22 protein-coding genes, 3 tRNA genes and 1 pseudogene are annotated in these 24,401 nt (G+C 70.4%); 11 read left to right on the forward strand and 15 right to left on the reverse strand.

The genetic code is table 11. The features are described from left to right. From AB8M85_RS01695 to AB8M85_RS01710, 4 genes and pseudogenes are all read right to left on the reverse strand, one after another. Nucleotides 1–1,097 (reverse strand): annotated as a pseudogene (locus tag AB8M85_RS01695) (winged helix DNA-binding domain-containing protein). Between the two features lies 1 nt (nt 1,098). Continuing rightward, nucleotides 1,099–2,169 (reverse strand): UDP-N-acetylmuramate dehydrogenase, encoded by a 1,071-nt coding sequence (locus tag AB8M85_RS01700; protein ID WP_372697691.1) that lies wholly within the window; start codon nt 2,167–2,169, stop codon nt 1,099–1,101. Further along, a complete protein-coding gene (locus AB8M85_RS01705) occupies nt 2,166–2,612 on the reverse strand; it encodes a MaoC family dehydratase (protein ID WP_372697037.1) in 447 nt (148 codons plus the stop codon). Before AB8M85_RS01705 ends, AB8M85_RS01700 begins: the two co-directional genes overlap by 4 nt. Then, nucleotides 2,609–3,061, reverse strand: coding sequence for a MaoC family dehydratase N-terminal domain-containing protein (locus AB8M85_RS01710; RefSeq protein WP_372697038.1), 453 nt, complete (start codon nt 3,059–3,061; stop codon nt 2,609–2,611). The genes AB8M85_RS01705 and AB8M85_RS01710 overlap by 4 nt, the downstream gene beginning before the upstream one ends. A gap of 139 nt (nt 3,062–3,200) precedes the next feature. Here AB8M85_RS01710 and AB8M85_RS01715 point away from each other — a divergent pair, with 139 nt between their 5' ends. Next, nucleotides 3,201–3,563, forward strand: a complete 363-nt coding sequence (locus AB8M85_RS01715; protein WP_372697039.1) for an ArsR/SmtB family transcription factor — start codon at nt 3,201–3,203, stop codon at nt 3,561–3,563. Beyond that, nucleotides 3,563–5,233 (forward strand): SulP family inorganic anion transporter, encoded by a 1,671-nt coding sequence (locus AB8M85_RS01720; protein ID WP_372697040.1) that lies wholly within the window; start codon nt 3,563–3,565, stop codon nt 5,231–5,233. The genes AB8M85_RS01715 and AB8M85_RS01720 overlap by 1 nt, the downstream gene beginning before the upstream one ends. Here the strand turns inward: AB8M85_RS01720 and AB8M85_RS01725 are convergent. The 5 genes from AB8M85_RS01725 to AB8M85_RS01745 form a co-directional block, all read right to left on the reverse strand. Continuing rightward, nucleotides 5,230–5,487: a hypothetical protein gene (locus AB8M85_RS01725; RefSeq protein WP_372697041.1), complete on the reverse strand. Its 258-nt coding sequence runs from the start codon at nt 5,485–5,487 to the stop codon at nt 5,230–5,232. The two genes, AB8M85_RS01720 and AB8M85_RS01725, sit on opposite strands and share 4 nt — an antisense overlap. A gap of 18 nt (nt 5,488–5,505) precedes the next feature. After that, nucleotides 5,506–6,519 carry a DUF2797 domain-containing protein gene (locus AB8M85_RS01730; protein ID WP_372697042.1) on the reverse strand — a complete coding sequence of 338 codons (1,014 nt, stop codon included), beginning with the start codon at nt 6,517–6,519 and terminating at the stop codon, nt 5,506–5,508. Nucleotides 6,520–6,599: 80 nt separating this feature from the next. Beyond that, nucleotides 6,600–6,676: transfer RNA gene (locus tag AB8M85_RS01735), tRNA-Met, on the reverse strand. 70 nt (nt 6,677–6,746) lie between these two features. Then, nucleotides 6,747–6,818 (reverse strand) — tRNA-Thr (locus tag AB8M85_RS01740). 242 nt (nt 6,819–7,060) lie between these two features. Beyond that, the gene (locus AB8M85_RS01745) at nt 7,061–8,953 is read right to left on the reverse strand and encodes a DEAD/DEAH box helicase (RefSeq protein ID WP_372697043.1); all 1,893 of its coding nucleotides are present in this window, start codon (nt 8,951–8,953) and stop codon (nt 7,061–7,063) included. Nucleotides 8,954–9,235: 282 nt separating this feature from the next. On the opposite strand from AB8M85_RS01745, the gene AB8M85_RS01750 reads away from it, so the two are divergent. The 3 genes from AB8M85_RS01750 (at nt 9,236) to AB8M85_RS01760 (ending at nt 11,859) form a co-directional block, all read left to right on the forward strand. Continuing rightward, nucleotides 9,236–9,661 carry a hypothetical protein gene (locus AB8M85_RS01750; RefSeq protein ID WP_372697044.1) on the forward strand — a complete coding sequence of 142 codons (426 nt, stop codon included), beginning with the start codon at nt 9,236–9,238 and terminating at the stop codon, nt 9,659–9,661. Between the two features lie 119 nt (nt 9,662–9,780). After that, nucleotides 9,781–10,968 carry an amidohydrolase gene (locus AB8M85_RS01755; RefSeq protein WP_372697045.1) on the forward strand — a complete coding sequence of 396 codons (1,188 nt, stop codon included), beginning with the start codon at nt 9,781–9,783 and terminating at the stop codon, nt 10,966–10,968. Between the two features lie 30 nt (nt 10,969–10,998). Then, nucleotides 10,999–11,859 (forward strand): GNAT family N-acetyltransferase, encoded by an 861-nt coding sequence (locus AB8M85_RS01760; RefSeq protein ID WP_372697046.1) that lies wholly within the window; start codon nt 10,999–11,001, stop codon nt 11,857–11,859. 48 nt (nt 11,860–11,907) lie between these two features. On the opposite strand, the gene AB8M85_RS01765 is transcribed toward AB8M85_RS01760, so the two are convergent. Continuing rightward, entirely contained in the window at nt 11,908–12,609 is a 702-nt protein-coding gene (locus AB8M85_RS01765; protein WP_372697047.1) for a FadR/GntR family transcriptional regulator, read from the reverse strand. Between the two features lie 127 nt (nt 12,610–12,736). On the opposite strand from AB8M85_RS01765, the gene AB8M85_RS01770 reads away from it, so the two are divergent. From AB8M85_RS01770 to AB8M85_RS01780, 3 genes are all read left to right on the forward strand, one after another. Beyond that, entirely contained in the window at nt 12,737–14,101 is a 1,365-nt protein-coding gene (locus AB8M85_RS01770; RefSeq protein WP_372697048.1) for an SLC13 family permease, read from the forward strand. 86 nt (nt 14,102–14,187) lie between these two features. Continuing rightward, on the forward strand, nt 14,188–15,423 hold the full coding sequence (locus AB8M85_RS01775; protein WP_372697049.1) for a CaiB/BaiF CoA transferase family protein: 1,236 nt from the start codon (nt 14,188–14,190) through the stop codon (nt 15,421–15,423). 11 nt (nt 15,424–15,434) lie between these two features. Further along, the gene (locus AB8M85_RS01780) at nt 15,435–16,928 is read left to right on the forward strand and encodes a carboxyl transferase domain-containing protein (protein WP_372697050.1); all 1,494 of its coding nucleotides are present in this window, start codon (nt 15,435–15,437) and stop codon (nt 16,926–16,928) included. A gap of 102 nt (nt 16,929–17,030) precedes the next feature. Here AB8M85_RS01780 and AB8M85_RS01785 read toward each other — a convergent pair whose 3' ends face one another. Next, entirely contained in the window at nt 17,031–18,188 is a 1,158-nt protein-coding gene (locus tag AB8M85_RS01785) for a cystathionine gamma-synthase (protein ID WP_372697051.1), read from the reverse strand. Nucleotides 18,189–18,246: 58 nt separating this feature from the next. Continuing rightward, nucleotides 18,247–19,623 (reverse strand): cystathionine beta-synthase, encoded by a 1,377-nt coding sequence (locus tag AB8M85_RS01790; RefSeq protein WP_372697052.1) that lies wholly within the window; start codon nt 19,621–19,623, stop codon nt 18,247–18,249. Between the two features lie 113 nt (nt 19,624–19,736). Here AB8M85_RS01790 and AB8M85_RS01795 point away from each other — a divergent pair, with 113 nt between their 5' ends. Further along, nucleotides 19,737–20,786, forward strand: coding sequence for a DNA-3-methyladenine glycosylase (locus AB8M85_RS01795; protein WP_372697053.1), 1,050 nt, complete (start codon nt 19,737–19,739; stop codon nt 20,784–20,786). A 16-nt stretch (nt 20,787–20,802) separates the two neighbouring features. Here AB8M85_RS01795 and AB8M85_RS01800 read toward each other — a convergent pair whose 3' ends face one another. Beyond that, nucleotides 20,803–22,506, reverse strand: a complete 1,704-nt coding sequence (locus AB8M85_RS01800) for an AMP-binding protein (protein WP_372697054.1) — start codon at nt 22,504–22,506, stop codon at nt 20,803–20,805. A 98-nt stretch (nt 22,507–22,604) separates the two neighbouring features. Further along, the gene (gene trxA, locus AB8M85_RS01805; protein ID WP_372697055.1) at nt 22,605–22,973 is read right to left on the reverse strand and encodes a thioredoxin; all 369 of its coding nucleotides are present in this window, start codon (nt 22,971–22,973) and stop codon (nt 22,605–22,607) included. A gap of 151 nt (nt 22,974–23,124) precedes the next feature. Here trxA and AB8M85_RS01810 point away from each other — a divergent pair, with 151 nt between their 5' ends. After that, complete coding sequence (locus AB8M85_RS01810) at nt 23,125–23,538, forward strand: hypothetical protein (RefSeq protein ID WP_372697056.1); 414 nt, start codon at nt 23,125–23,127, stop codon at nt 23,536–23,538. 73 nt (nt 23,539–23,611) lie between these two features. Here the strand turns inward: AB8M85_RS01810 and AB8M85_RS01815 are convergent. Then, nucleotides 23,612–23,693 (reverse strand) — tRNA-Tyr (locus AB8M85_RS01815). 175 nt (nt 23,694–23,868) lie between these two features. Here AB8M85_RS01815 and AB8M85_RS01820 point away from each other — a divergent pair. Next, nucleotides 23,869–24,357: a YajQ family cyclic di-GMP-binding protein gene (locus AB8M85_RS01820; RefSeq protein ID WP_372697057.1), complete on the forward strand. Its 489-nt coding sequence runs from the start codon at nt 23,869–23,871 to the stop codon at nt 24,355–24,357. Nucleotides 24,358–24,401 lie beyond the last annotated feature (44 nt).

Below are 24,401 nucleotides of genomic sequence, written 5' to 3' on the forward strand. Positions count from 1 at the left end.
TCACCGTTCCCAAAACCGGGCATACTCACGCTTCCGCGCAGCGAAGGCACGGACGGCGGCAGGCCCCAAGGCGTCCCCAAAGGGCTCGGGCCCGCCCCCGGCCGACCAGGTGCCGACCGTCGCCCCTGCCTGGATGATGGTCCGGCGGAAGATCCCGTTGCCGCCGGGGACCACCCGGGCCGCATGCTGCGCCGGCAGGGTGGCCGACCGGTCGCGGTATCCGAGCAGGTACTCGTCGAAGCCGGGCAGGGCGATGAGGCTGCGGGCACCCGGGCCTGGCCCGCCCCCGTCGAACAGGGCCGCAGTCTCAGCCCCCATCCAGTGGCCGGTGCCGGCCAGGTCCCGGCGCACCAGCCGCCCACCGGCCCGGGCCGTCTCCAGCGCGGCGCGCACGGGGGCCAGCGGGACGCCGAGCCACCAGGCGAAGTCGGCCCCGTCGCCGGCCCGTGGCCGGTGAAGTACCCCACCGCCAGGCGCTCCAGGGCGCCTTCCGCGATTCCGCCGTCGTGCCCTGCCGGTCCCAGCCAGTCGCGGTACGGGACGAAGAGTTGGCGGCTGCCGCCGGCGGCCATCGGCCCCTGGACGATGACGCGCTCCAACGACAGGCCCATGAGCAGGTGGTAGCCGCGCTGTCCGGAGGTCGGCTGCCCGGCGTCGCGGAAGGCCTCCAGGAGTTCGTTGCGGGTCGCGCCGTCGGCGCTGCGGCGAAGCGCCACCGGCTCCAGGGCCGCGAGGTCGCCTGCGGTGATGCCCGAGCGGCGGAAGCCGGCTGCCGCCAGGGCCCGCATGCGCGGCGCGGTCACCGCGAGCACGTCGTCGAGGACGCCGGGGGCGGCCAGCATCAGGGTGCCGCGGGCGGCCCAGGTCCGCACGATGGCCCCGGCATCGAACGCCGCCCGGACCTTTGCCGCGCCGGCTCCGGGTGCGCGCACGCCCAGGGCCCAGAACGCCTGGCCGAGATCCTGGGCCTGGACCAGGAGCAGCCGCCGGACGGCATCGGCCGGGCCGGCGGCGTGCCCGGGGCCGGGGCCGGGCAGCAGCCCCTGGGAGGCCAGGCGCGCCCGCGCCACGACGTGGGGTGCGGGCACGACGGCCATCTCAGAGGTCGATACCGATGAGCAGCGGCTCGTTATGCAAGGTGATGCCGAAGCATTCCCGGACGCCGTCGCGGACGGCACGGGCGACGGCCAGGATGTCCGCTGAGGTGGCCTGGCCCCGGTTGGTGACCGCCAGGGTGTGCTTGGTGGACAGCGCGGCCCGCCCGCTGGCCAGGTCGGCACCGGCGGTGCCGGGCAGCCCGTACCCCTTGGCGAAGCCCGCCCGGTCGATCAGCCACGCGGCGGAGAGCTTGGTGCCGCCCTCGGCAGGGAACCGCGGGGCGTCCTGGGGCAGCCCGGCCGCGGTGGCGGCGTCCACGATCGGGTTGGTGAAGAAGGATCCCGTGCTGTAGGTATCGCGGTCGGCTGCGTCCAGGACCATGCCCTTGCCGGTGCGCAGCCGCAACACGGTTGCCCTGACCTCGGCGGCCGGGGCCCGTCCGCCGGCCTGGACGCCGAGGGTGCGGGCCAGTTCGGCGTAGGCGATCGGCACCCCGAGCGTCGAGGCCTCGAGCGCGAAGGTGACGTCGAGGACGACGAAGCGGGGCGAGCCCTGGACGGTGGTGCGCTTGAGCAGCGAGTTGCGGTAGCCGAAGCCCAGGTCGGCGGTGCCGAACTCCACCACGGTGCGCTCCCGCCGGTCCCAGGCCCGGACGGATTCCAGGACCTGGGAGACATCGGCCCCGTAGGCGCCCACGTTCTGCACCGGGGTGGCGCCCGCGGAGCCGGGGATACCGGAGAGCGCCTCGAGTCCGCACAGCCCGGCTTCCAGGGTGGCCCGCACCACGTCGTCCCAGCAGTGCCCGGCCTGGACGGTCACCCGGGCCGGCCCGCCATCCCGGCCGGGGACGATGTCCAGGCCGTCGGTGGCGATGCGCAGCACCGTGCCGTCGTATCCGGCGTCGGAGATGACCAGGTTCGATCCGCCGCCGATGAGCAGCAGCGGCCCTCCGGCGTCGTCCGCGGCGCGTACGGCGTCGATGAGGGCGGCCTCGGTGCCGGCCTCGAGGTAGTGCCGCGCGGGACCGCCGACGCCGGTAGTGGTCAGCTCGGAGAGCAGCCGGGACATCAGAACTGGACCAGGGCCTGCGCCTTGACCAGCACCTTCTGCCCGTCGGCGACGACGGTCAGGTCGACGCGGGCGGTCCGGGCCTCCTCGTCGAGGGCGCCGATGGCCCCGCTGACCTCCAGGGCCGTGCCCTCCGCGTCGGAGGGGTTCGTGCCGGCGGGGTCCTCGACGACGACGGGCTTGGTGAAGCGGGTCTGGTAGTCGACGATGGACCCGGGGTCCCCGGTCCAGTCCTCGACCAGCGTGACCGCGGCACCCATGGTGAACATGCCGTGGGCGATGACCCCGGGTAGGCCGACCTCGGTGGCGAAGCGCTCGTTCCAGTGGATGGGGTTGAAGTCGCCGCTGGCCCCGGCGTAGCGGATGAGGTCGGCGCGGTTCACGTGCAGCGTGGTGCTGCCGATGTCCTGGCCCTTTTCGAGCGTGGCGAAGTCGATGGGGGTCATGCTGCCTCCTCCCCGCGGACGAGGATCGACGAGATGGTGGTGGCGACGGCGGCACCGTCGGTGGTGCTGATTTCCGAACGGGTGGTGATCATGGCTCCGCCGCCCATGGCGCGCACCTTGTCCACGTGCAGCTCGGCCACGAGTTCGTCGCCGGCGACGATGGGGCGGTGCAGGGTGAAGCGCTGGTCGGCGTGGACGACCCGGGAGAAGTCGATGCCCGATTCCGGGTCACCGATCAGCTGGGCATCGGCCCGCTGGGCGACGATGATCGCGAAGGTGGGAGGGGCGACGAGATCGGCGTGGCCGAGGCCGGCGGCGGCCTCCTGGTCGTAGTGCGAGCGGTGGGAGGCCTTCGTCGCTGCGGCGAATTCGCGGATCTTCTCGCGGGAGACCACGTAGGCCTCCCCCGCCGGGTAGCTGCGCCCTTCAAGGGCCGGGTTGATGCTCATGGTGTCCTCGCTGTTGGGCGGGTCGGTGGCTGCGCTTGCACGGCTTCCAGCTTAAGGCACGGTGGCCGCCGCGGATGCCGGGGCGGGCCACGCCTCCGATATGATGGAATCATCATCCCATGCCACCAGAAAGGACGCCATGTTCCTGAACGACGAGCAGCTGCCCTTGTATGAGATCAAGGCGAACCTCTTCAAGGCGCTGGCCCACCCGGCCCGTATCCGTGCACTGGAGATCCTCGTCGACTCGCCGGGGCAGTCAGCCACCGTCGCGCAGCTGCTGGCGGCCATGGACATCGAGGCCAGCCATCTGTCCCAGCACCTGCGGGTGCTGCGCCGGCACGGCGTGGTCACCTCACGACGCCGGGCCAGCCACGTCGACTACTCGTTGGCCCACCCCGGAGTCGTCGAACTGCTGGCCATCGCCCGCCGGTTCCTCGACGACCGGGTGGCGACCCGCCGCGGCACCGGGAACACGGCACACCAGACGGCGGCGGCCCACTGATGGCACGCCCCGCCCTGCGCGCCTTCCTGCCCGGCGCCGACGACTATGCGCTGCTGCCCACGAGCTGGCGGGTCGACATCCTGGCCGGCGTCACCGTGGGCATCGTCGCGCTTCCCCTCGCACTGGCCTTCGGGGTGACCTCCGGCGTCGGAGCCGCCGCCGGCCTCGTCACCGCCGTCATTGCCGGGCTGGTCGCCGCGGTGATGGGCGGCTCCCCCGTGCAGGTCTCCGGGCCCACCGGGGCGATGGTCGTCATCCTCGCCCCCATCGTCGCGGCCCACGGCGTGGGATCGATCGCCCTATTGAGCATCATGGCGGGCGTGATCGTCCTGGCCATTGGCCTGGCCGGCGTCGGACGGGCCGTCGCGTTCATCCCGTGGCCGGTGGTCGAAGGCTTCACCTTGGGGATCGGCACCATCATCTTTCTCCAACAAGTGCCCTTGGCCACGGGCACCCAGGCACCGTCGGGGCTGAATACCGTCGTTGCCGCCTGGATCTCCGCCGGTGGCGCGCAGTGGCCGACAGCGGGCATCACCGTGGCCATCGTCGCCGTTGTGGCCACCCTGATGGTCACCGCCCCGCGTCTGCACCCCGGGCTGCCGGCCAGCCTCATCGCCATCGTCCTGGTCACCGTCGTGGCCGAGTGGCTGCACCTGGGCATCCCCCGCATCGGCGCACTGCCGTCGGCACTAGGGGCACCTGCGTTGCCGCCCGTTTCGCTGCCCCTGATGGCGGAGCTGGCCGGCCCTGCCGTGGCCGTGGCCGCCCTGGCCGCCATCGAATCGCTGCTCTCGGCGCGGGTCGCCGCGGGGTTGGTGGACCCCCACGGTTCGACCACGGGGCAATACCACCCGGACCGTGAACTCGCCGGGCAGGGGCTGGCGTCGATAGCGGCCGGCCTCTTCGGGGGCATGCCTGCCACCGGCGCCATCGCCCGCATCGCGGTGAATGTGCGCAGCGGGGCCCGCACCCGGCTGGCCGCGATCGTCCACGCCCTGCTGTTGCTGGTCATCGTCTATGCCGGTTCGCAACTGGTCGGGCGGATCCCCTTGGCCGCGCTGGCAGGGATCCTAATGGTGACGGCCACGCGCATGGTCTCCCGGCATACGGCGGCATCGATCCTGCGCTCGGGCCGTTCCGAGGCGACCCTGTTCGTGGTCACGGCCATCATCACCGTGGCCTTCGATCTCATCGAGGCGATCCAGATCGGGGTGCTGGTCGCGGCCTTCTTCACCCTGCGCTCGGTGGCCAAGGCCTCCGGCGCCGCACGCGAGGCACTGCCCGGCGACGTCCACCCGGATGATGAACGGATTGCGCTCTTCCGCCTCGACGGTGCCATGTTCTTCGGGGCGGCCGAAAAGATCCTCACGGACGTCCAGGCGGTGACCGGCGTGGAAGTCGTCATCCTGCGGCTGTCGCGCCTGCGGATGCTCGACGCGACCGGCGCCCGCGCCCTGGTCGAGATCATCGGGGCCCTGGAGCGACGCAAGATCACGGTCCTGGTCAAGGGCATCCGCTCCGAACACGCCAAGATGGCCGAAACCGTCGGCGTCATCGGGGCCCTGCGGCACTACCGGCACGTCTTCGAGGAATTGGAACCCGCCGTGGCGCACGCACGCAAACACGTCGCGGAAAACCGTGCGGCGGATGCTTCCCAGCAGCTCCCCTAGCGGCCCTGGCGCTGTTTCGGCACGGGCGGATTCTGCTTCCGGTACGTCTTGACGTCGCGTCCGCGAACCACCAGTCCGGCGACGTGGGTCAGCAGGCCGACCAGAATGATCCCGACGGCCGTGTACATCAGCGGCCGGTTGCCCGTGTTGGCACCGACCAGCGCCAGGATGATGCCCAGGCCGGAGACGGCCATGGAAGCGATCACCAGGACCTTGTAAAGGCCCGACGCCGATTCCCAGGGTGTGCTGATCATGCCATCAAGTCTATCGGTTCAGAACAGCGAGTCCTGCGCCACGGGCACCGCGGTGGAGTGCTCGCCGGGCACCACCCGCCGGCCCTTGAGCACCGAGGCGTCAACGGCGTACAACCGCTCGGATCCATCCAATCTCACACCCAGTGTCTGGCCCAGGACGGCGTCGACGATGAAGCCATGGGTGCTGGCGCTGAGCCACCCGGGGTAGGGGTGCACTTCGCCGGAATGCCAGGCAGAGAGCAACGGATCGGCCAGGGGCGAAGGCTCGAAGGCCTCGTCGGCGGGCTGGACGTCCAGCCCCGTGGCCTCGGGGTCGTCGGCGAGCAGTCCACGCACCCTCTCCACCTGGACCCGGTGCACCATGGCGAGGGATCCGGCGTCGTACACCCCCGACGGCGAGGGCCCGCCCTGCCCCGGGTCGGTGAGCCCCGCGGTCTTGGCGGAGGCACGCACCGCCTGCCCCAGGCCGAGGCGGTCGGTGACCAGGTCCTCCAGGATCCGGACGATGCGTCCGTCGGCCGCCAGCGCCACATAGGAGGCCATGACGGCCCCCTGCTGGGCCAGCCGGCGCCATTTGTTGCCCTGGCCCGCGGTGCCGATCTTTGAGACGCCGTGCGCGAACGTGGCGACGTAGAGCCACTGTGGCTTCGCGAGGTAGGCGCGCAACCCGGGGGGTGCGATGCCCGAGCGGTGGAAGTCGTGCATGTGGCGGGCGTCGTCCCGGACCAGGCAGGAGGCGCATTGGGTGCCGCGCGCCGCCGCTGCCGCGTCGGGGCAGTCGACGTGGGCCCAGTCCTCGGCGCCGTCAACGCGGGTGTGCCCCAGGCACCAACGCCCGGGTTCCACCGCGAAGGAGCAGCGCGTCCCGGGCTCCAGCACGAGGTCGGCGCGTGCCCCGTTGACTGACTGCAGGGCCCATCGCGACGTCGAGCCGTCGGCGGGCCAGTCGATGCCTGAGCTGAGCAGGACGCCGGCAGCGGTGGCGTCGGTGGCGGCCGGTCGGGTGGACACGATGTCGGCCGCTGGATCCATGCCTCCAGCATAGGCGCGCAGCGGGAGCGCGCAGCCCCGGAAACGACGAAATCCGCCCCGCGGTGCGGGACGGATTCCTGTGGTAGCGGTGCCGGGACTCGATCCCGGGACCTCACGATTATGAGTCGTGCGCTCTAACCAGCTGAGCTACACCGCCACGAATGGGAATGCCCGCGTCCACGTCGGTTTCTCTCGCGAGTCGACTCGGACGCGGGCTTTCCACTCAGAGCCCCCCACCGGAATCGATCCGGTGACCTCGTTCTTACCAAGAACGCGCTCTACCACTGAGCTAGGGGGGCAACGGAGAAAAACTCTACCAGCAATCTGCGTCCGGATAAAATCGGGGAAGGCCCTTGTGGTGGACGACACACCAGGGCCGTGGATCCGGGCCCCGACGACCTGCCGGCCCCTGGCTTCCACGCCGCCCCGACAGCGGCGGTTGGCGCATTAAACGCCGGACGGCCGGCCCTGCCCGCAGTGGGAGGACCGGCCGTCCGCTGGTGTCAATGGCCTCGGGCCCGGGATGCCGGAGCCGTGCCCGCTAGTAGCTGCGGCCGCGCCCGCCCTCGAAGTTGCGCGAGGAGCTGCGCGGCTTGCGGGAGCCGCCGAAGCCGCCGCGGTCGCCACCGCGATCCCCGCGGTACCCACCCCGGTCGCCACCACGATCTCCGCGGTTGCCGTCGAAGCCGCCGCGGTCCTTGCGGTAGCCACCACGGTCGCCGCCTTCGCGGTCCCGACGCGGGGAACGGCCGGTATCCAGCTCCAGGCGGATCAGCTCGCCGCCGACCCGGGTGCGGGACAGGGCGTTCCACTGGTCCTGTGACAGCTCGGCCGGCAGCTCCACCAGGGTGTGGTCGGCGCGGATGTCGATGCCGCCGATCTGGCTGGAGCTGAAGCCGCCCTCGTTGGCCAAGGCGCCGACGATGGAGCCGGGCATGACGCGCTGGCGGCGGCCGACGGCGATGCGGTAGGTCGCGTTGCCCTCGGTCAGCGCCCGCGACGGGCCGCGGGAGCCGAAGCCGTCCTTGGCGCCCTTGGACATGCGGGCCTGCTTGGCCGGGGGAACGGGGAGTTCCTCCATGAGCAGCGGGCGGCCGCCCTGGGCCATGTGGGCCAAGGCCGCGGCGATCTCCACGGCGCTGACGTCGTGCTCGGCCTCGAACTTCTCGACCAGGTTGCGGAAGACCGAGAGCTCCTCGGCGGCCAGGGTCTCGGAGATCTGGCCGGCGAACTTCTCCAGGCGCTTGTCGTTGACGATGTCCACGCTGGGCAGGGTCATGGACTCGACGGGCTGGCGGGTGGCCTTCTCGATGGCCCGCAGCAGGTACTTCTCGCGCGGGGTCATGAACAGGATGGCGTCGCCCTGGCGGCCGGCGCGGCCGGTGCGGCCGATGCGGTGCACGTAGGACTCGGTGTCGTGCGGGATGTCGAAGTTGATGACATGGCTGATCCGCTCCACGTCGAGGCCGCGGGCGGCGACGTCGGTGGCGACCAGGATGTCGATCTTGCCGCTGCGCAGGTTCTCCACGGTGCGCTCGCGCTGCTGCTGCGGGATGTCGCCGTTGATGGCCGCAGCGGTGAAGCCGCGGGCCTTGAGCTTCTCGGCGAGGTCCTCGGTGGCCATCTTGGTGCGCACGAAGGCGATGACGCCGTCGTGCTCCTCGGATTCGAGGATGCGGGTCATGGCGTCGAGCTTGTGCGCGCCCATGACCTGGACGTAGCGCTGGCGGGTGTTCTTGCCGGTGGTGGTGCTGGACTTCACCGACACCTCCTGCGGGTTGCGCAGGTACTGCTTGGAGATGCGGCGGATGGAGCCGGGCATCGTGGCGGAGAAGAGGGCGACCTGCTTGTCCTCGGGGGTGGCCTCGAGGATCTTGTCGACCTCTTCGGCGAAGCCCATGCGCAGCATCTCGTCGGCCTCGTCGAGCACCACGTACTGCAGGTGCGAGAGGTCCAGCGACCCCTTGTTGATGTGGTCTATGACGCGGCCGGGCGTGCCGACGACGACCTGGGCGCCGCGGCGCAGCCCGGCCAGCTGCGGTCCGTACGGGGAGCCGCCGTAGACGGGCAGGACGGTGAAGTCGCCCATGTGCTTGGCATAGGAGGTGAAGGCCTCGGCGACCTGGAGTGCGAGCTCGCGGGTCGGGGCGAGCACGAGGACCTGCGTGTGGTGGGCGGTGCCGTTCAGGTCGGCCAGTTCGGCCATCTTCGACAGCGCGGGGATCGCGAAGGCGGCGGTCTTGCCGGTGCCGGTCTGGGCCAGGCCCACGACGTCGCGGCCCTCGAGCAGCAGCGGGATGGTGGCGGCCTGGATGGGTGACGGCTTCTCGTAGCCGAGGTCCTCGACGGCGGCGAGCACCCGGGGGTCGATGCCCAGGTCGGTGAACTTGACCGTGTTCTCTTCGGCGGGGGTTTCGGGCGCGTTGGTGGACATGTCGGAAGACATAGGAGATTACCTCATTCATAGGGGCGGAGCACCCGGCACTCGTCGGGAGGCGGGATCCGCGGCACATTCGGACTCAAACACCAGTCCGGCCGCTCCCCTATGAAGAAACTGCCCGCACGCTGCGGACTCACACACGATGAGCTCCTGCCTCAAGAATTGGGCAGGATGCGAGGGAAGCCGGATATCGGTGAGGTTCCAGTCTACAGGAGGACAGGGCACGACGACGGGGCGCAGCCTGTGCGGTTGGGCACACCCAGTAGGCTGGCTGGTGTGAAAAAGCTTCCCGCCACCCTGCGCGTGGCCGTCGCCTGGTGGGCCGTGCTGGCCCTGGTCCTGCTGGGCTTCGGCGTGGCCTCCTGGGGCAACTCGCGCCTGCTGGCCGGGGGCAGCCGGTCCGGGCTGATGGCGCTGGCGCTACTGCTGGCGCTGCTGGCCATCGGCGTCGGCTACGGCGCCTGGCGCCTGTTCCGGGGGCAGTTGGCCGGCCGGGCCTGGTTGACGACCATGGGCCTGATCGGCGGCATCCCCCTGGTGCTGCGCGGCCCCCGCCTCGGGATCCTCGGCGCGACCCTGCTCATCGGCGTCGTGCTCCTGTGGCTGCCGCCGAGCATGGCCTACTTCAAGGAGCAGTCCCGGGCGGCCCGGGCGGCCCGCCGGGCCGAACGCCGCGCCGCGAAGGGCCTGCCCCGCCGCTGAGGACCCCGGCACCCGGCCGACACCGGCCCGGCCCCCGGCGCGAACCGGCACGTGTCGCACATCACGTCCGGGACGATAGGCTCGGGGATATCCCGCTCCCGTCCCGAAAGGACTCCACCATGAGTCTGCTGGCCATCGCCAACGCCCACGTCGTGCCGATCGAAGGGCAGCCCTACGACGGCACCGTCCTCGTTCGCGACGGGAAGATCGAGGCCTGCGGCCCGGAGACCACGGTCCCCGCGGACACCGAGGTCCTCGACGCCGGCGGCCAGTGGCTGCTGCCCGGCTTCGTGGACGCCCACGTGCACCTGGGCATGCACCCCGAGGGCGAGGCCGGCTCAACGGCCGACGTGAACGAGATGACCGACCCGATCATGGCCGCCGTGCGGGCCATCGACGCCGTGGACCCGTTCGATCCCGGCTTCGACGACGCCCTGGCCGGCGGCATCACCACCGTCAACGTCAACCCGGGCTCGGGCAATCCGGTCGGCGGGCTGGCCGTGGCGATGCACACGCACGGACGTTACATCGACGAGATGGTGTTGCGCTCCCCCAGCGGGCTGAAGTCCGCCCTGGGCGAGAACCCGAAGCGGATCTACGGGGAAAAGAAGCAGACACCCTCGACCCGACTGGGCACCGCAATGGTCATCCGCAAGGCGTTCATCGAGGCACGGAACTACATGGCGAAGGCCGACCCCGAGGCCATCGACCCGCGCCTGGAGGCCCTGGCGATGGTGTTGCGCCGCGAGATCCCGTGGCGCCAGCACTGCCACCGCACCGACGATGTGGCCACCGCCCTGCGTCTGGCCGAGGAGTTCGGCTACGACCTGGTCCTGGACCACGGCACCGAGGCCCACGTGATCGCCGACGTCATCGCCGAGCGCAACATCCCGGTGCTCATCGGCCCGCTGTTCACCACCAAGTCCAAGGTCGAGCTGCGCGGGCGCTCGCTGGCCAACCCGGGCAAGCTGCACGACGCCGGCGTGGAGATCTCCATCATCACCGACCATCCGGTGGTGCCCATCAACTTCCTGGTCCACCAGTGCACGCTGGCCGTCAAGGAGGGGCTGGACCCGGTGGCCGCTCTGCGTTCGATCACCATCAACCCTGCAAGGGTCCTCGGGCTCGATCGCCGCATCGGCTCCATCGAGGTGGGCAAGGACGCGGATCTGGTGCTCTGGTCCGGTGACCCGCTGGATGTGATGCAGCGGGCCCTGCGCGTGTTCATCGGCGGCCGCCAGGTCATGGAGTACGACGACGGGACCCGCCTGCCGGTCGTCGTCGACCGGAAGCTGCCGGTCGCCTAACAACCATTCAAGGAGGCCAGGGGGATGGTCATGAACGTGGACACACCCGGCATCCCGGAGCTCGGCACGGTCGTGCACGCATTGGGGCAGTGGCAGGTCGACGGGACACCCCTGCAGCTGCATCCGGGGGACGTGGGCTGGTATTGGCGCACCGGGGCGGCGGCAACGGCCGCGGCGGTGCGCACCTGGAGCCGGGACGGGCGGATCCTCGCCGTCGGCCTGCTGGACGGCGCCCGGCAATTGCGGCTGGCCATCGCGCCGGACGCGCAGCGCGATGAGGCCCTCGCCCGCCAACTGGTCGCCGACGTCGGCGAGCCGCAGCGCGGCGTACTGCCGGCGGGACGGGTGGACATCGAAGCACCCGCGGGTGCGGTCCTGCGCGACCTCCTCGCCGAGGACGGGTGGGACACCGGCGAGCCGTGGACGCCGCCGCGCCGGGACCTGTCGGACCCGGTGGAGGACCCGGGTGTGCGGATCGAGGTGGCCGGCCCTGGCACGGCACCGGTGCGCACCGCCGTGCACCGTTCGGCGTTCGGTAGCCCGTCGTTCACGGAGGGGCGCTGGCAGGCGATGGCCTCCGGCCTGCCCTATGCCCACGCCCGGTGCCTGGTCGCGTTCGACGATGCGGGCCAGGCGACGGCGTCGGTGACGGTTTGGTCGGCCGGTGCCGGTCGGCCCGGCCTGCTCGAGCCGCTGGGCGTGGCCGCGGGGCATCGCGGCCGCGGATTCGGCAGGGCGATCACCCGCGCGGCCGCTGCGGCGTTGCGGGACCTCGGCTCCTCCAGCGCCATCGTCTGCACCCCCAGCTCCAATGTGGGCGCCGTGGCCACCTACGCCTCGGCCGGGTTCGTGGAAGGCCCGGCAGCACCGGACCTCCACCGGGGCGCCTGAGGAGTTCCGGGTCCTTCCGTCACGTCCACCTGCCCGGGGTCCCGGGGCCTACTGCAACAGGGGGACCTCGGAGACGACGGAGATATGCCGGCCCATCGCCTCGGCAGCCGATTGCGGCTCACCGGCGCGGATGGCCTCGGCGATCCGCCGGTGCGCCGCCAGGGAGACCTCCGGCCGGCCGGGCTGGCCCAGCGATTCGATCCGGGTTTCCAGGATCATCTCCGAGATGAAGCTCATCATCTGGGCCAGCACCGCCGAATGCGCTGCCGCCGTGATGGCCTGGTGGAACAGCTCATCACCGTGGACGCCGCGGTCTCCGGCCTCCACCTCCGCAGCCATCTCCTCCAACGCGGCGTCGATCGCCGCCAGGTCCTCCGCCGTGCGCCGCTCGGCCGCCAGGGCGGCCAGCTTCACCTCGAGGGTGCTGCGCGCCTCGACGATGTCCGGCAGCCGGTTCTGGTGCTCGCGGAGCTTGCGCAGCAGCGTGGCCATGCTCGGACGGTAGACCAGCACCGCGCCGGTGCCGTGCTGGACGTCGATGACCCCCAGGACCTCCAAGGCCACCAACGCCTGGGCCAACGTGGCCCGTGAGACGCCCAGCTGCTCGGCCAGGTCGCGTTCGGCGGGCAGCCGGTCCCCGGCCCCGAGCTGCTCCGCCTCGACGTACCCGAGGATCTGCTCCATGAGCTGCTCATAGAGCCGCGGACGCGCGACCTTGCCCAACGACATCGCCTTGCCCTGCGTCTTCATGGACTACCGCCTTCCGTTGTGATCCAGACTACACGTAACGTGCTATTGACAAAGTGACTCAGGGTCTAGGAGGCTAGGCCACTGTTAGTGGCATGATTCACACTCGCCTTGATGGAGGACCCCTCGCATGTCAGCTCCCATTCTTTCGATCATCGTGTTGGCGGTGATGTTCCTGCTGGCCACGGTCTTGCCGATCAACATGGGAGCACTCGCCTTCGTCGGTGCCTTCGTCCTCGGTGCCCTGTTCCTGGGGATGGACACCAAGGAGATCCTCGCCCAGTTCCCCGGCGGCCTGTTCCTCACCCTCGTCGGCGTCACCTACCTGTTCGCGATCGCCCAGGGCAACGGGACCATCGACCTGCTCATCCGCAAGGCGGTGAAACTCGTCGACAACCGGATCGCCCTGATCCCCTGGGTGATGTTCACCATCACCGCCGTCATCACCGCGGTCGGAGCGCTCGGCCCGGCAGCCGTGGCCATCATGGCCCCCATCGGCCTGGGCTTCGCCGCCCGGTACAAGATCAACCCCCTGATGATGGGCATGCTCATCGTCCACGGCGCCCAGGCCGGCGGCTTCTCCCCCATCGCCGTCTACGGCGTCATCGTCAACGGACTCATCGCCGACACCGGCTTCGACTTCAGCCCCACCGCGCTCTTCCTCAGCTCCTTCATCTTCAACACCGCCATCGCCGTCGTCCTCTACTTCGTCCTGGGCGGCAAGGCCCTGGCCGGCAGCCGCGTCGCGCACTTCGCCGAAAGCGTCTCCGAAGCCCGCATGGGCGCGTCGGTCGGTTCCCGCGCCGCCGGCGTCGACTTCAAGGGTGCCGGCAGCGGCACCTACGGACCCCGCGACCCCGCCGGCGACGGCCCCTCGAGCTCCGCCTCGGACCGTGTCACCTTCCCGCAGATCGCCACCGTCATCGGCCTCGTCGTCCTCGCCGTCGTCGCCCTGGGCTTCAAGGTCGACGTCGGATTCGTCTCCATCACCATCGCCGTCGTCCTCGCCCTGGTGTCCCCTCAGGCGCAGAAGGGCGCCGTCAACAAGATCAGCTGGTCCACCGTGCTGCTGATCTGCGGCATGCTCACCTTCGTCGGCGTGCTGGAGGAAGCCGGAACCATCACCTACGTCTCGGACGGCGTCGCCCAGATGGGCATGCCGATGCTGGCCGCACTGATGATCTGCTACATCGGCGCCGTCGTCTCGGCCTTCGCCTCCTCCACCGCGATCCTGGCGGCCCTCATCCCGCTGGCCATCCCCTTCCTGGATTCGGGTGCCGTCAGCGCGGTCGGTGTCGTGTGTGCGTTGGCCGTGGCGTCCACGATCGTCGATGTCTCGCCCTTCTCCACCAACGGTGCGCTGGTGCTCGCCAACGCCCCCGAGGGCATCAATCCCGACAGGTTCTACAAGCAGATCCTGGCCTACGGAGGCATCGTGGTCGTCGCTGGACCGCCGCTGGCCTGGCTGGCACTCGTCGTCCCAGGCTGGCTCTGACAGCCGGCAACACGTCGCCCGGGAGAGCCCCCTCGTGGGCCCTCCCGGGCTTGTCTACCCGCTCGACCGCCCCGAAAGGAGCACTCGTGAACCCCACGAACACCTTGTCCCCGGCCTCCGGCCCCTCCACCGGCCCCCTGACCGGCTACACCGTCCTGGACCTCACCCGTGCCCTGGCCGGACCGCATGCCGGCATGATGCTCGGCGATCTCGGCGCCCGGGTCATCAAGGTCGAGACCCCCGGCACCGGTGACGACACCCGCAGCTGGGGCCCGCCCTTCGTCGGCCCCGAGGACGACCGCCAGGCCACCTACTTCCTGTCCTGCAACCGCAACAAGGAGTCCATCGCCCTGGATCTGAAGTCCGACCAGGGTCGCGAGACGCTCACGGAACTCGTCCGCCGCTCCGATGCCCTGCTGGAGAACTTCCGGCCCGGAGTGCTGGACCGGCTGGGCTTCTCGATGGAGGAGCTGCAGCGCATCAACCCGCGCCTGGTGATCCTCTCCATCACCGGCTTCGGCCATGACGGGCCCGAGGCGAAGCGCAGCGGCTACGACCAGATCGTCCAGGGCGAGGCCGGCCTGATGTCGCTGACCGGTTCCGGTCCCGACGACCCGCAGCGCGTGGGCGTGCCGATCTCCGACCTGCTCTCGGGCATGTACGGGGCCTACGGGGTCCTGGCGGCGCTGCTCGAGCGGGAGAAGACCGGCAAGGGCCAGGTCGTGCGGACCTCGCTGCTGGCCTCCGTCGTCGGGGTCCACGCCTTCCAGGGCACGCGCGCCACGGTGGCCGGGGAGGTCCCGCGCGCCCAGGGCAACCACCACCCCTCGATCGCCCCCTATGGGCTGTTCGCCTGTCGGGGCGGCAACGTCCAGATCAGCGTGGGCAGCGAGAAGCTGTGGAAGGCGTTGACCGACGCGTTCGGCATCGACGCCTCCGACCCGGACTTCGCCACGAACGCCGACCGGGTTCACCACCGCGAGAAGCTGATCGGCGTGATCGAGGACGCCTTCAGCGCCTACGATCCGGCCACCCTGTTGGACAAGCTCAACGAGGCGGGTGTGCCGGCCGGGAAGGTCCGCACCCTCGACGAGGTCTACGCCTGGGACCAGGTCAAGTCACAGGGCCTGTTGCTCGACGTCGAGCACCCGGTGCTCGGGGACATCACCCTGCCCGGGCCGCCGCTGCGCTTCTTCGACGCGGCCACCGCCCAGGAACGGACGCGGACCACCCACACGGCCCCTCCCGGGCTCGACGCCGATGCCGAGGCCATCCGCGCCTGGCTCGCCTCCGAGCCCGCTCCAGCCGTGGGCGGGAACTAGGCGTGGTTCCCGTGGCGACGCGTCGGCTGACGGCCACCGACCTGCTGAACACCGTCCTGGATGACGGGTCCTTCCGCTCCTGGGATGCCCCGGCCGAGCAGCCGGCCACGAGCGGAAAATACGCTGCCGACCTCGAGGCGGCCCGGCTCAAGAGCGGACACGACGAATCCGTGCTCACCGGGGAGGGCCGGATCCGCGGACGGCGGGTGGCCGTCATCGTCTCCGAGTTCACGTTCCTGGCCGGTTCGATTGGCCGGGCCGCGGCCCAGCGGATCACCGAGGCAGTCGAACGGGCCACGGCAGAGGGTCTGCCGCTGCTGGCCGGGCCTGCCTCCGGGGGCACCCGGATGCAGGAGGGCACCCTGGCCTTCCTGTCGATGGTGGCGATCACCGACGCGGTGCGCCGGCACAAGGAGAAGGGGCTGCCCTACCTGGTCTACCTGCGCCATCCGACCACCGGCGGCGTAATGGCCTCGTGGGGTTCGCTGGGGCACATGACCGTGGCCCAACCCGGTGCCCTGCTCGGGTTCCTCGGTCCGCGCGTCTACGAGACCCTGCACGGCACCCCCTTCCCCGAAGGGGTGCAGACCGCCGAGAACCTCTACCGGTGCGGGCTCATCGACGCCGTGGTCCCTCCTGAGGACCTGCCCGACATCATCGACCGTGCCCTGCGGATCCTGCTGCCCGCCCAGCCGGCCGGGAACCTCCCGGTTCCGGCCAGCGCAGCTGCGCGTCCGGGCACCCTGGAGGCATGGGAGTCCATCGAGATCTCGCGTCTCCCCCGCCGCCCGGACCTGCGGTGGCTGCTGGCCGCCGGGGCCGACGACGCCCTGCCGCTGAACGGCACCGGACAGGGCGAAAACGACCCCGGGCTCGGGCTCGCGCTGGCGCGCTTCGGCACGCAGTCGTGCATCGTGTTGGGCCACCAGCGGCCCCGCCACGGCGGGCCGGAGATGGGGCCGGGGTCGCTGCGCGAGGCACGCCGTGGCATGCAGCTGGCCGAGGAGCTCCAGCTTCCGTTGCTGACCGTCATCGACACTGCGGGCGCCGACCTCTCCCCCGAGGCCGAGGAGGGCGGTTTGGCCGGGGAGATCGCCCGGTCGCTGAACAGCCTGATCGGGCTGTCGGCCCCCAGCGTCGCCGTCCTGCTCGGCCAGGGCTCGGGCGGTGGCGCGCTGGCCCTGTTGCCCGCGGACCGGGTGGTTGCCGCGGAGCATGCGTGGCTGTCGCCGTTGCCGCCGGAGGGCGCCAGCGCCATCGTCTACCGGGACGCCGCCCATGCCCCGCAGCTGGCCGCCGAGCAGGGCGTGAACGTGGCGTCGCTGCACCGGATCGGGCTGGTCGACCACATCGTCCCGGAGGAGCGCGAGGCCGCGGCCGATCCCCGCGGGTTCTGCGCCGACATGGCCGTTGCCATCGAATACGAGCTCTCCGTCGCGGCGGCCGTCCCCTCCGGGGCGCGGCGCCAGCGCCGGGCAGCCAAGTTCGCGACCCTGGGACTCTAGGCCCGCTTCCGCAACGGACAACGGCCCCCGGTCGCCGCCTCTTGGGCGGTGGCCGGGGGCCGTCGTCGTCCAGGCCGTCCCATCCGGGGACAGGCGGCAGGCCTACAGCTGGGTGAAGGCCTGTTCGAGGTCGGCGATGAGGTCCTCCACGTCCTCGATGCCGCAGGACAGGCGCAGCAGGTTCTCGGGCACGGCCAGTTCGGTGCCCTTGACCGAGGCGTGGGTCATTTCCGAGGGGTAGTTCATCAACGATTCGATGCCGCCCAGCGACTCGGCCAGGGTGAAGACCCGGGTCGATTCGGCAATCTTCCGGGCCGCCCCGGCACCGCCGGTGAACTGCACGGAAACCATGCCGCCGAAGCGCTTCATCTGCCGCTTGGCCAGTTCGTGTCCCGGATGGTCGGGCAGGCCGGGGTAGAGGACCTTCTCGACCTCGGGGCGGCCGAGCAGCCATTCGGCGACGGCCTGGGCGTTCTCTGAGTGCCGGTCCATGCGCACGCCGAGGGTCTTCAGGCCGCGGGTGGTCAGGAAGGCGTCCATGGGGCCGTTGACCGCGCCGGCGGCGAACTGCAGGAAGCCGATCTTCTCGGCCAGCTCGGCGTCCTTGACGACGACGGCGCCGCCGACGACGTCGGAGTGCCCGCCGATGTACTTGGTGGTGGAGTGGACCACGACGTCGGCGCCCAGGTCCAGCGGCTGCTGCAGGTAGGGCGAGGCGAAGGTGTTGTCCACGACCAGGAGGGCCCCGGCGTCGTGCGTGGCCTGGGCGATGGCGGCGATGTCGGTGATCTTCATCATCGGGTTCGACGGGGTCTCGAGCCAGACCAGGCGCGTCTGTTGGGCGGCAATCGCCGCCGCGACGGCCTGCGGGTCGGCCATGTCGACCGGGGTGTTGCCGATGCCCCAGTCCCCCAGGATCCGGGTGATGAGACGGTAGGTGCCGCCGTAGGCGTCGTTGCCGAGCACTATGTGGTCGCCCGGGCGGGCCAGCGCGCGGATCAGCGAATCCTCGGCGGCCAGCCCGGAGGCGAAGGTGAAGGCGTGCGTGCCGTTCTCCAGCGCCGCGAGCTGTTCCTGCAGCGAGTCGCGGGTCGGGTTGGTGCCGCGGCCGTACTCGTAGCCGTTGCGCAGCCCGCCGATCCCGTCCTGGGCGTAGGTGGTGGAGAAGTGCACGGGCGGCACGACGGCGCCGGTGTGGGGTTCGAACGCCTGTCCGGCGTGGATGGCGCGGGTGTTGAAGCCGTTTCCCGGGGTGCTCATGGGGGTTCTCCCTTTCGCTGGGTGTGGGTGGTTCAGTGGATCGGGTGGATCGGGTGGTTCAGCGGGCCAGGTGGTTCAGCAGGTCGTGGCGGGTCAGCACGCCGACGGGGCCGCCGTCGCGGGTGACCAGCAGGGCGTCGGCGTCCTGCAGCTTGGTCCGGGCTGCTGCGATCGACTCCTGGGCGCCGATCAGCGGCATGGGCTCCCCCACGTGCTCCTCGACGGCCTGGGTCAGCTCGGCGTCCCCCGCGAACAGGCGGGAGGTCAGGGTGCGTTCGTCGACGGCGCCGACGACCTCGCCCATGCGCACCGGTGGCTCGGCGGAGAGGACCGGGAGGACGGAGACGCCGTACTCGTTCATGAGGTCGATGACATCGCGCACCGATTCGCCCGGGTGGGTATGGATCAGTTCCGGCAGGCCGTGGGACTTGGCGGCCAGCACATCGGCGACCGTCGCCTCCTCGCCCCCGGCGATGAAGCCGTAGGACTTCATCCAGGTGTCGTTGAAGATCTTGGCCAGGTAGCCGCGGCCGCCGTCGGGCAGGATGACCACCACGACGTCGTCCTCGTCCAGGTCCTGCGCCGCGCGCAGGGCCGCGACGACCGCCATGCCGGAGGACCCGCCGACGAGCAGGCCCTCCTCCTGGGCGAGCCGGCGGGTCATGGCGAACGACTCCGCGTCGGTGACGGCGATGACCTCGTCGGGGACCGACGGGTCGTAGTTGCCCGGCCACATGTCCTCGCCCACGCCCTCGACGAAGTAGGGCCGCCCGCTGCCGCCGGAGTAGACGGAGCCGTCCGGATCCGCGCCGATGACCTTCACGGGCCCCGAGGCGCGGTCGGCGGAGACGTCCTTGAGGTAGCGGCCGGTGCCGGTGATCGTGCCGCCGGTGCCGGCGCCGATGACCACGTGGGTCAGCTTCCCGTCGGTGTCGTTCCAGATCTCCGGTCCCGTGGAGCCGTAGTGGCTCTCCGGGGCGGCGGGGTTGTTGAACTGGTCGGGCTTGTAGGCACCGGGGATCTCGCGGACCAACCGGTCGGAGACCCCGTAGTAGGACTCGGGGGAATCGGGGGCCACGGAGGTGGGGGTGACCACGACCTCGGCCCCGTAGGCGCGCAGCACGTCGCGCTTTTCCTCCCCGACCTTGTCGGGGGTGACGAAGATCGTCTTGTAGCCCTTGGCCTGGGCGACCAGGGCCAGGCCGACGCCGGTGTTCCCGGAGGTCGGTTCGACGACGGTGCCGCCGGGCTGCAGTTCGCCGGACTTCTCCGCCTCCTCGATCATCCTCAGCGCGATGCGGTCCTTGATGGAGCCCCCGGGGTTCAGGTATTCGAGCTTGACCAGGATGGTCGCCCGGATGCCCTCGGTCACCTTCGAGAGCTTGACCAGCGGGGTGTTGCCGATGAGTTCCAGGACGGATTCAGCGTATTTCATGGGGTCGACTCTACCGCCGCAGCCCCGTGCGGACCCGGTCCGGCGCAACCCGGGGTCATCGTCGGCGGTGCGCTGGTGTGCACGGTGTCGGACCCGGATGGGATCATCGATGGATGACCTCCTCCACGCGCCGAGCTCCCCTGGCGGCCGCCGACCTGCTGCGGCCCACCGGGCCCGTGGACGCACCGGAGGCCGAGGACTCCTGGGCGGCACCGTGGGGGTTCGATCTGCGCTCGACGTTGGGCGTGCTGCAGCGCGGTACCCATGACCCCTGCACCCGCGTCGGGGCCGGCCGGGCCTGGCTGTGCTTCGCCACCGGGGACGGACCGGCGACGTTGCTGGCCACCGTGGAACCGGCTCCGGCCCCGGTGACCGATCCGGATCCGGCAACCGCTGCTGCCCCGGCTGCCGGCCCCGTGGTGCGGTTGCGGGCCTGGGGCCCGGGGGCCGGTACGGCGATCGCCTCGGCCCCGGCACTGCTGGGTGCCGGCGACGACTGGTCGGGGTTCGACGGCAATCTGCGGGCCCGGTTGCCCCACTGGATCTCCGAGGCACGACGGCGGAACCCCGGGATCCGGCTGCCCTCCACCGGGAGGGTCTTCGATGCCCTGGTTCCGGTCATCCTCGAGCAGAAGGTCACCACGATCGAGGCCCGCCACGCCTGGCGGTACCTGGCAGCGCGCTTCGGGGAGCCGGCCCCGGGCCCGGCGCCGGCGAGAATGTCCATCGCCCCGGGACCGCATCGGTTGCGGCACATCGGCGGCTGGGACTGGCATGCGGCACGGGTGGATGATTCCCGCCGTCGTACCGTGTTGCGTGCCGCGGAGGCGGCCTCCGGGATCAACCGGCTCGGCGCCCTCGCCCTGGACGAGGACCCGGGGCGGAAACTGCAGTCGATCCCGGGCATCGGCCCCTGGACCGCGGCGGAAACCCTGCAGCGCACGCATGGACATCCGGATGCGGTGTCTGTCGGGGACTTCCACCTGGCGGCCTACATCGGCCATGCCCTCACCGGACGGGCCACCGACGACGCGGGGATGCTCGAACTGTTGGCGCCCTATGCCGGGCATCGCCAGCGCGTGGTGCGGCTGATCGGCCTCAGCGGTTTCCGCAAACCGTCCTTCGGACCGCGGCTGTCCCCGCTGGACCACCGCGGCCGCTGAGCCGGCGACCTGCGGCTCAGTTCCCGGCGAGCAGGTGCGTGGCCTCCTCGCGCATCTCCACCTTGCGGATCTTGCCGGAGATCGTCATGGGGAAGCTGGTGCGGATCTGCACGTGGCGCGGGATCTTGTAGTGGGCGATCCGCCCGGCGCAGAATTCGCGCACCGTCTCCAGGCTCATCCCGGCGGCACCGTCCTTGAGGATGATGCAGGCCATGATCTCCTCCCCGTACTTCTCGTCCGGAACGCCGATGACCTGCACGTCTTGGATGTCCGGATGGCGGTAGAGGAACTCCTCGATCTCCCGGGGCGAGACGTTTTCGCCACCGCGGATGATCAGGTCCTTGATGCGCCCCTCCACCCGGACGTAGCCGTCCTCGTCCATCGATGCCAGGTCCCCGGTGTGCATCCACCGATCGGTATCGATCGCCGTGGCCGTCTTCTCGGGTTCGTTCCAGTACCCCTTCATCACCGCGTATCCGCGCGTGCACAGTTCCCCTGTAGCACCGCGGGGAACGACGTCCCCGGTGGCAGGGTCGACGATCTTGGATTCGAGTTGCGGCATGGTCCGGCCGACGGTCTGGGTGCGGCGCTCGAGCGAATCGTCGGTGCGGGTCATCGTGGAGACGGGGGACGTCTCGGTCATGCCGTAGCAGATCGCGACCTCGCCCATGTTCATCTCCGAGATCACCCGCTCCATGACCTCCTCGGGGCAGGTCGAGCCGGCCATGACGCCGGTGCGCAGCGTCGAAAGGTCGTAATCGGCGAAGTCGGGGAGGGCGAGTTCTGCGATGAACATCGTCGGGACCCCGTACAGGCTCGTCCCGCGGTGGTCCTGCACCGCCTGCAGGGTCTCCGCGGGCTTGAACGAGCGTCCGGGCAGGATGGTGGCCGCTCCGTGCGACAGTGCCGCGAGGTTGCCGATGACCATGCCGAAGCAGTGGAAAAAGGGCACGGGCAGCACGACGCGGTCCCGTTCGGTGTAGGAGAGCAGCTCGGCGATGTGGAAGCCGTTGTTCAGGATGTTGTGGTGGCTCAGGGTGGCACCCTTGGGGAATCCGGTGGTCCCGGAGGTGTACTGCAGGTTGATGGCATCGTGCGTGTCCAGGGCGGCCATCACCTCCTCGAGCCGGGACGCCGGCACGGCTGCCGCCTGGTCGAGCAGGGCATCCCAGTCGAGTTCACGCACCTGGTCGCCTGCGGCGGCGCTGCCGTCCGGGGGGCCGGCCTGCCCTGCGGGCGCCGGGAGGTGGATCAGTTCCCGCAGCGCGTTATCCTGGCTCGCCACGGTCCGCGCCATGCCCGTGAAGTCGCTCTGCGCGTCTGAGGGGGCCACGGCGAGGGCGCGCATCCCGCATTGGGAGGCCACGAAGGAGAGTTCCTCGAGGCGGTAGGCGGGATTGACGTTGACCAGGATGATCCCGGCCTTGGCGGTGGCGTACTGCAGGACCGTCCACTCGGCGCAGTTGGGGCTCCAGATCCCCAGGCGTTCGCCGGGGGCGATGCCGATGCCGATCAGTGCCCGGGCGACCTCGTCCGTGACCTGGTCCAGCTGCGCGTAGGTCCAGCTGCGGCCGGTCGCCGCCTCGATCAACGCCTGGCTATCGGGAAAGCGGGCAGCGGTGGCCCGGAAGTTCGCCCCGATGGTCTCCGACAGCACCCCGGGATCGTCGCCCCCGTGCGTGTAGGACTCAACAGTGGCCACATGGTCTGCAGGGGACATGGACGGCACCTTTCACGGATCTCGAACAGGTATGTGATCCACAACATACCAGCCGCGCGGGCTGCGTCCCGCCCGACCGCCGATCCGCGGGAACGCCGCTACTTGCCCTGGGCCTGGTCGGCCAGCTGCGCGTGCACTTCCTGCATGTCGATTCCCTTGACGGCCTCGATCAGGTCGTCGAATTGCGCCGCACCGATGGCGCCGGGCTGGGAGAAGACCAGGACCCGGTCGCGGAAGGCCATGAGGGTGGGGATGGAGGTGATCCCGGCGGCGGCGGCCAGCCCCTGCTCGGCCTCGGTGTCGACCTTGGCGAAGGCGATGTCGGCGTGCTTTTCGGCCGCCTGGGCGAAGACCGGCGCGAACTGCTTGCACGGTCCGCACCAGGAGGCCCAGAAGTCGACGAAGACGATGTCGTTGCCCTCGATGGTCTGCTGGAACTGGTCTTCGGTGATGTCGATGGTAGCCATGTCTCCACGGTAGCCGCCCGTCCCATCGGATGTCTCCTCCCAGCCGCTTCCGCGCGCGGTTGTCCACAGGCGGGAGGGCGCTCTGTCCCGCGGCCCAGGGCTCGGCCTAGGCTCGGGCCATGCATCTTCGGCACCCCTGAGGAGGACCATCATGCCGCGCTGCACGTTGTTGTTCGTGATCGAGGGCGAGCTCCTGCGCGAGTCCATCCGGATGAGCCTCGACCTGGCCGACGCCTACCAGCGCCTGCTGCCCAACGTCATGGAGGTGTCGGCTTCCGAGTTGTTTGCCGTGGGCGAGGCGCCGCGCATCCAACGGCGCATGCGCCTGCCGCACCCCTTGGACGATGCCTCCTCCGCGGCCACCAGCGCCGGTCAGATCCAGGCGATCTGGACGGAGGCGGGGTGGCGGACGCCCGGCGATTGCCCGCCCGCTCCCCCGGACTCGAATGGCGCCACGGCCTGGCAGTGGGCCCATTACGACGCCGTCATGAATGCCTCGCGGGATGCGCACCTGATCTTGTGGGACGTCTACGTCCGGCAGGTCGGCAATGAGTTGGCCGCCTGACCGGCGGACGGGCATGCAAGAACCCCGGACTGGTGCGTCCGGGGTTCTTGTCGGTCCTGGCCGGGACCGGGTGTGGCAGATACTGGATTCGAACCAGTGAAGGCAATGCCAGCTGATTTACAGTCAGCCCCCTTTGGCCGCTCGGGTAATCTGCCGAACGTTCCGCGTGGAACGAGTAGAAACTTTACCGAAGTTTTGGCCAGGAATCGAATCGGCGGCCCTGGGGGCCGCGTGTCCTGCGCCGCCGGGCTCCGTGGGGCTGCTGGAGGTGCCGGCATGCGGCGGTGCCGATAGGCTGGTGGTCAATCAGCAACCTACCGAGGAGGACGCGTGGCCAGCGAATCCACGTTCGATGTCGTAAGCAAGGTCGACAGCCAGGAAGTCTCGAATGCCCTGAACCAGGCCCAGAAGGAAATCGCCCAGCGCTACGACTTCAAGGGCGTCGGTGCGGAGCTCGATTTCAGTGGCGACAAGATCCTGATGAAGGCCAACTCGGAGGAGCGCGTGAACGCGGTCCTGGACGTCTTCCAGTCCAAGCTGGTCAAGCGCAAGATCTCCCTGAAGTCCTTGGATGCCGGTGAGCCGTTCGCCTCCGGCAAGGAATACCGCATCGAGGCCTCCATTAAGGAGGGCATTGCCCAGGACGTGGCGAAGAAGATCAACAAGCTCATCCGGGACGAGGCGCCCAAGGGCGTGAAGTCCACGATCCAGGGGGACGAACTGCGCGTCTCCTCGAAGTCCCGCGACGACCTGCAGGCCACCATGGAGCTGCTGCGGACGTTCGAGGATGCCGATCTGCAGTTTGTGAACCTGCGCTAATCGGTTCACCGCTCCCGACGGGAACGCCGCGTCCCGGCAGGGGC

Origin of the sequence: Arthrobacter sp. JSM 101049 (assembly GCF_041679245.1) — a bacterium.
Taxonomy (GTDB): Bacteria; Actinomycetota; Actinomycetes; order Actinomycetales; family Micrococcaceae; genus Arthrobacter_H.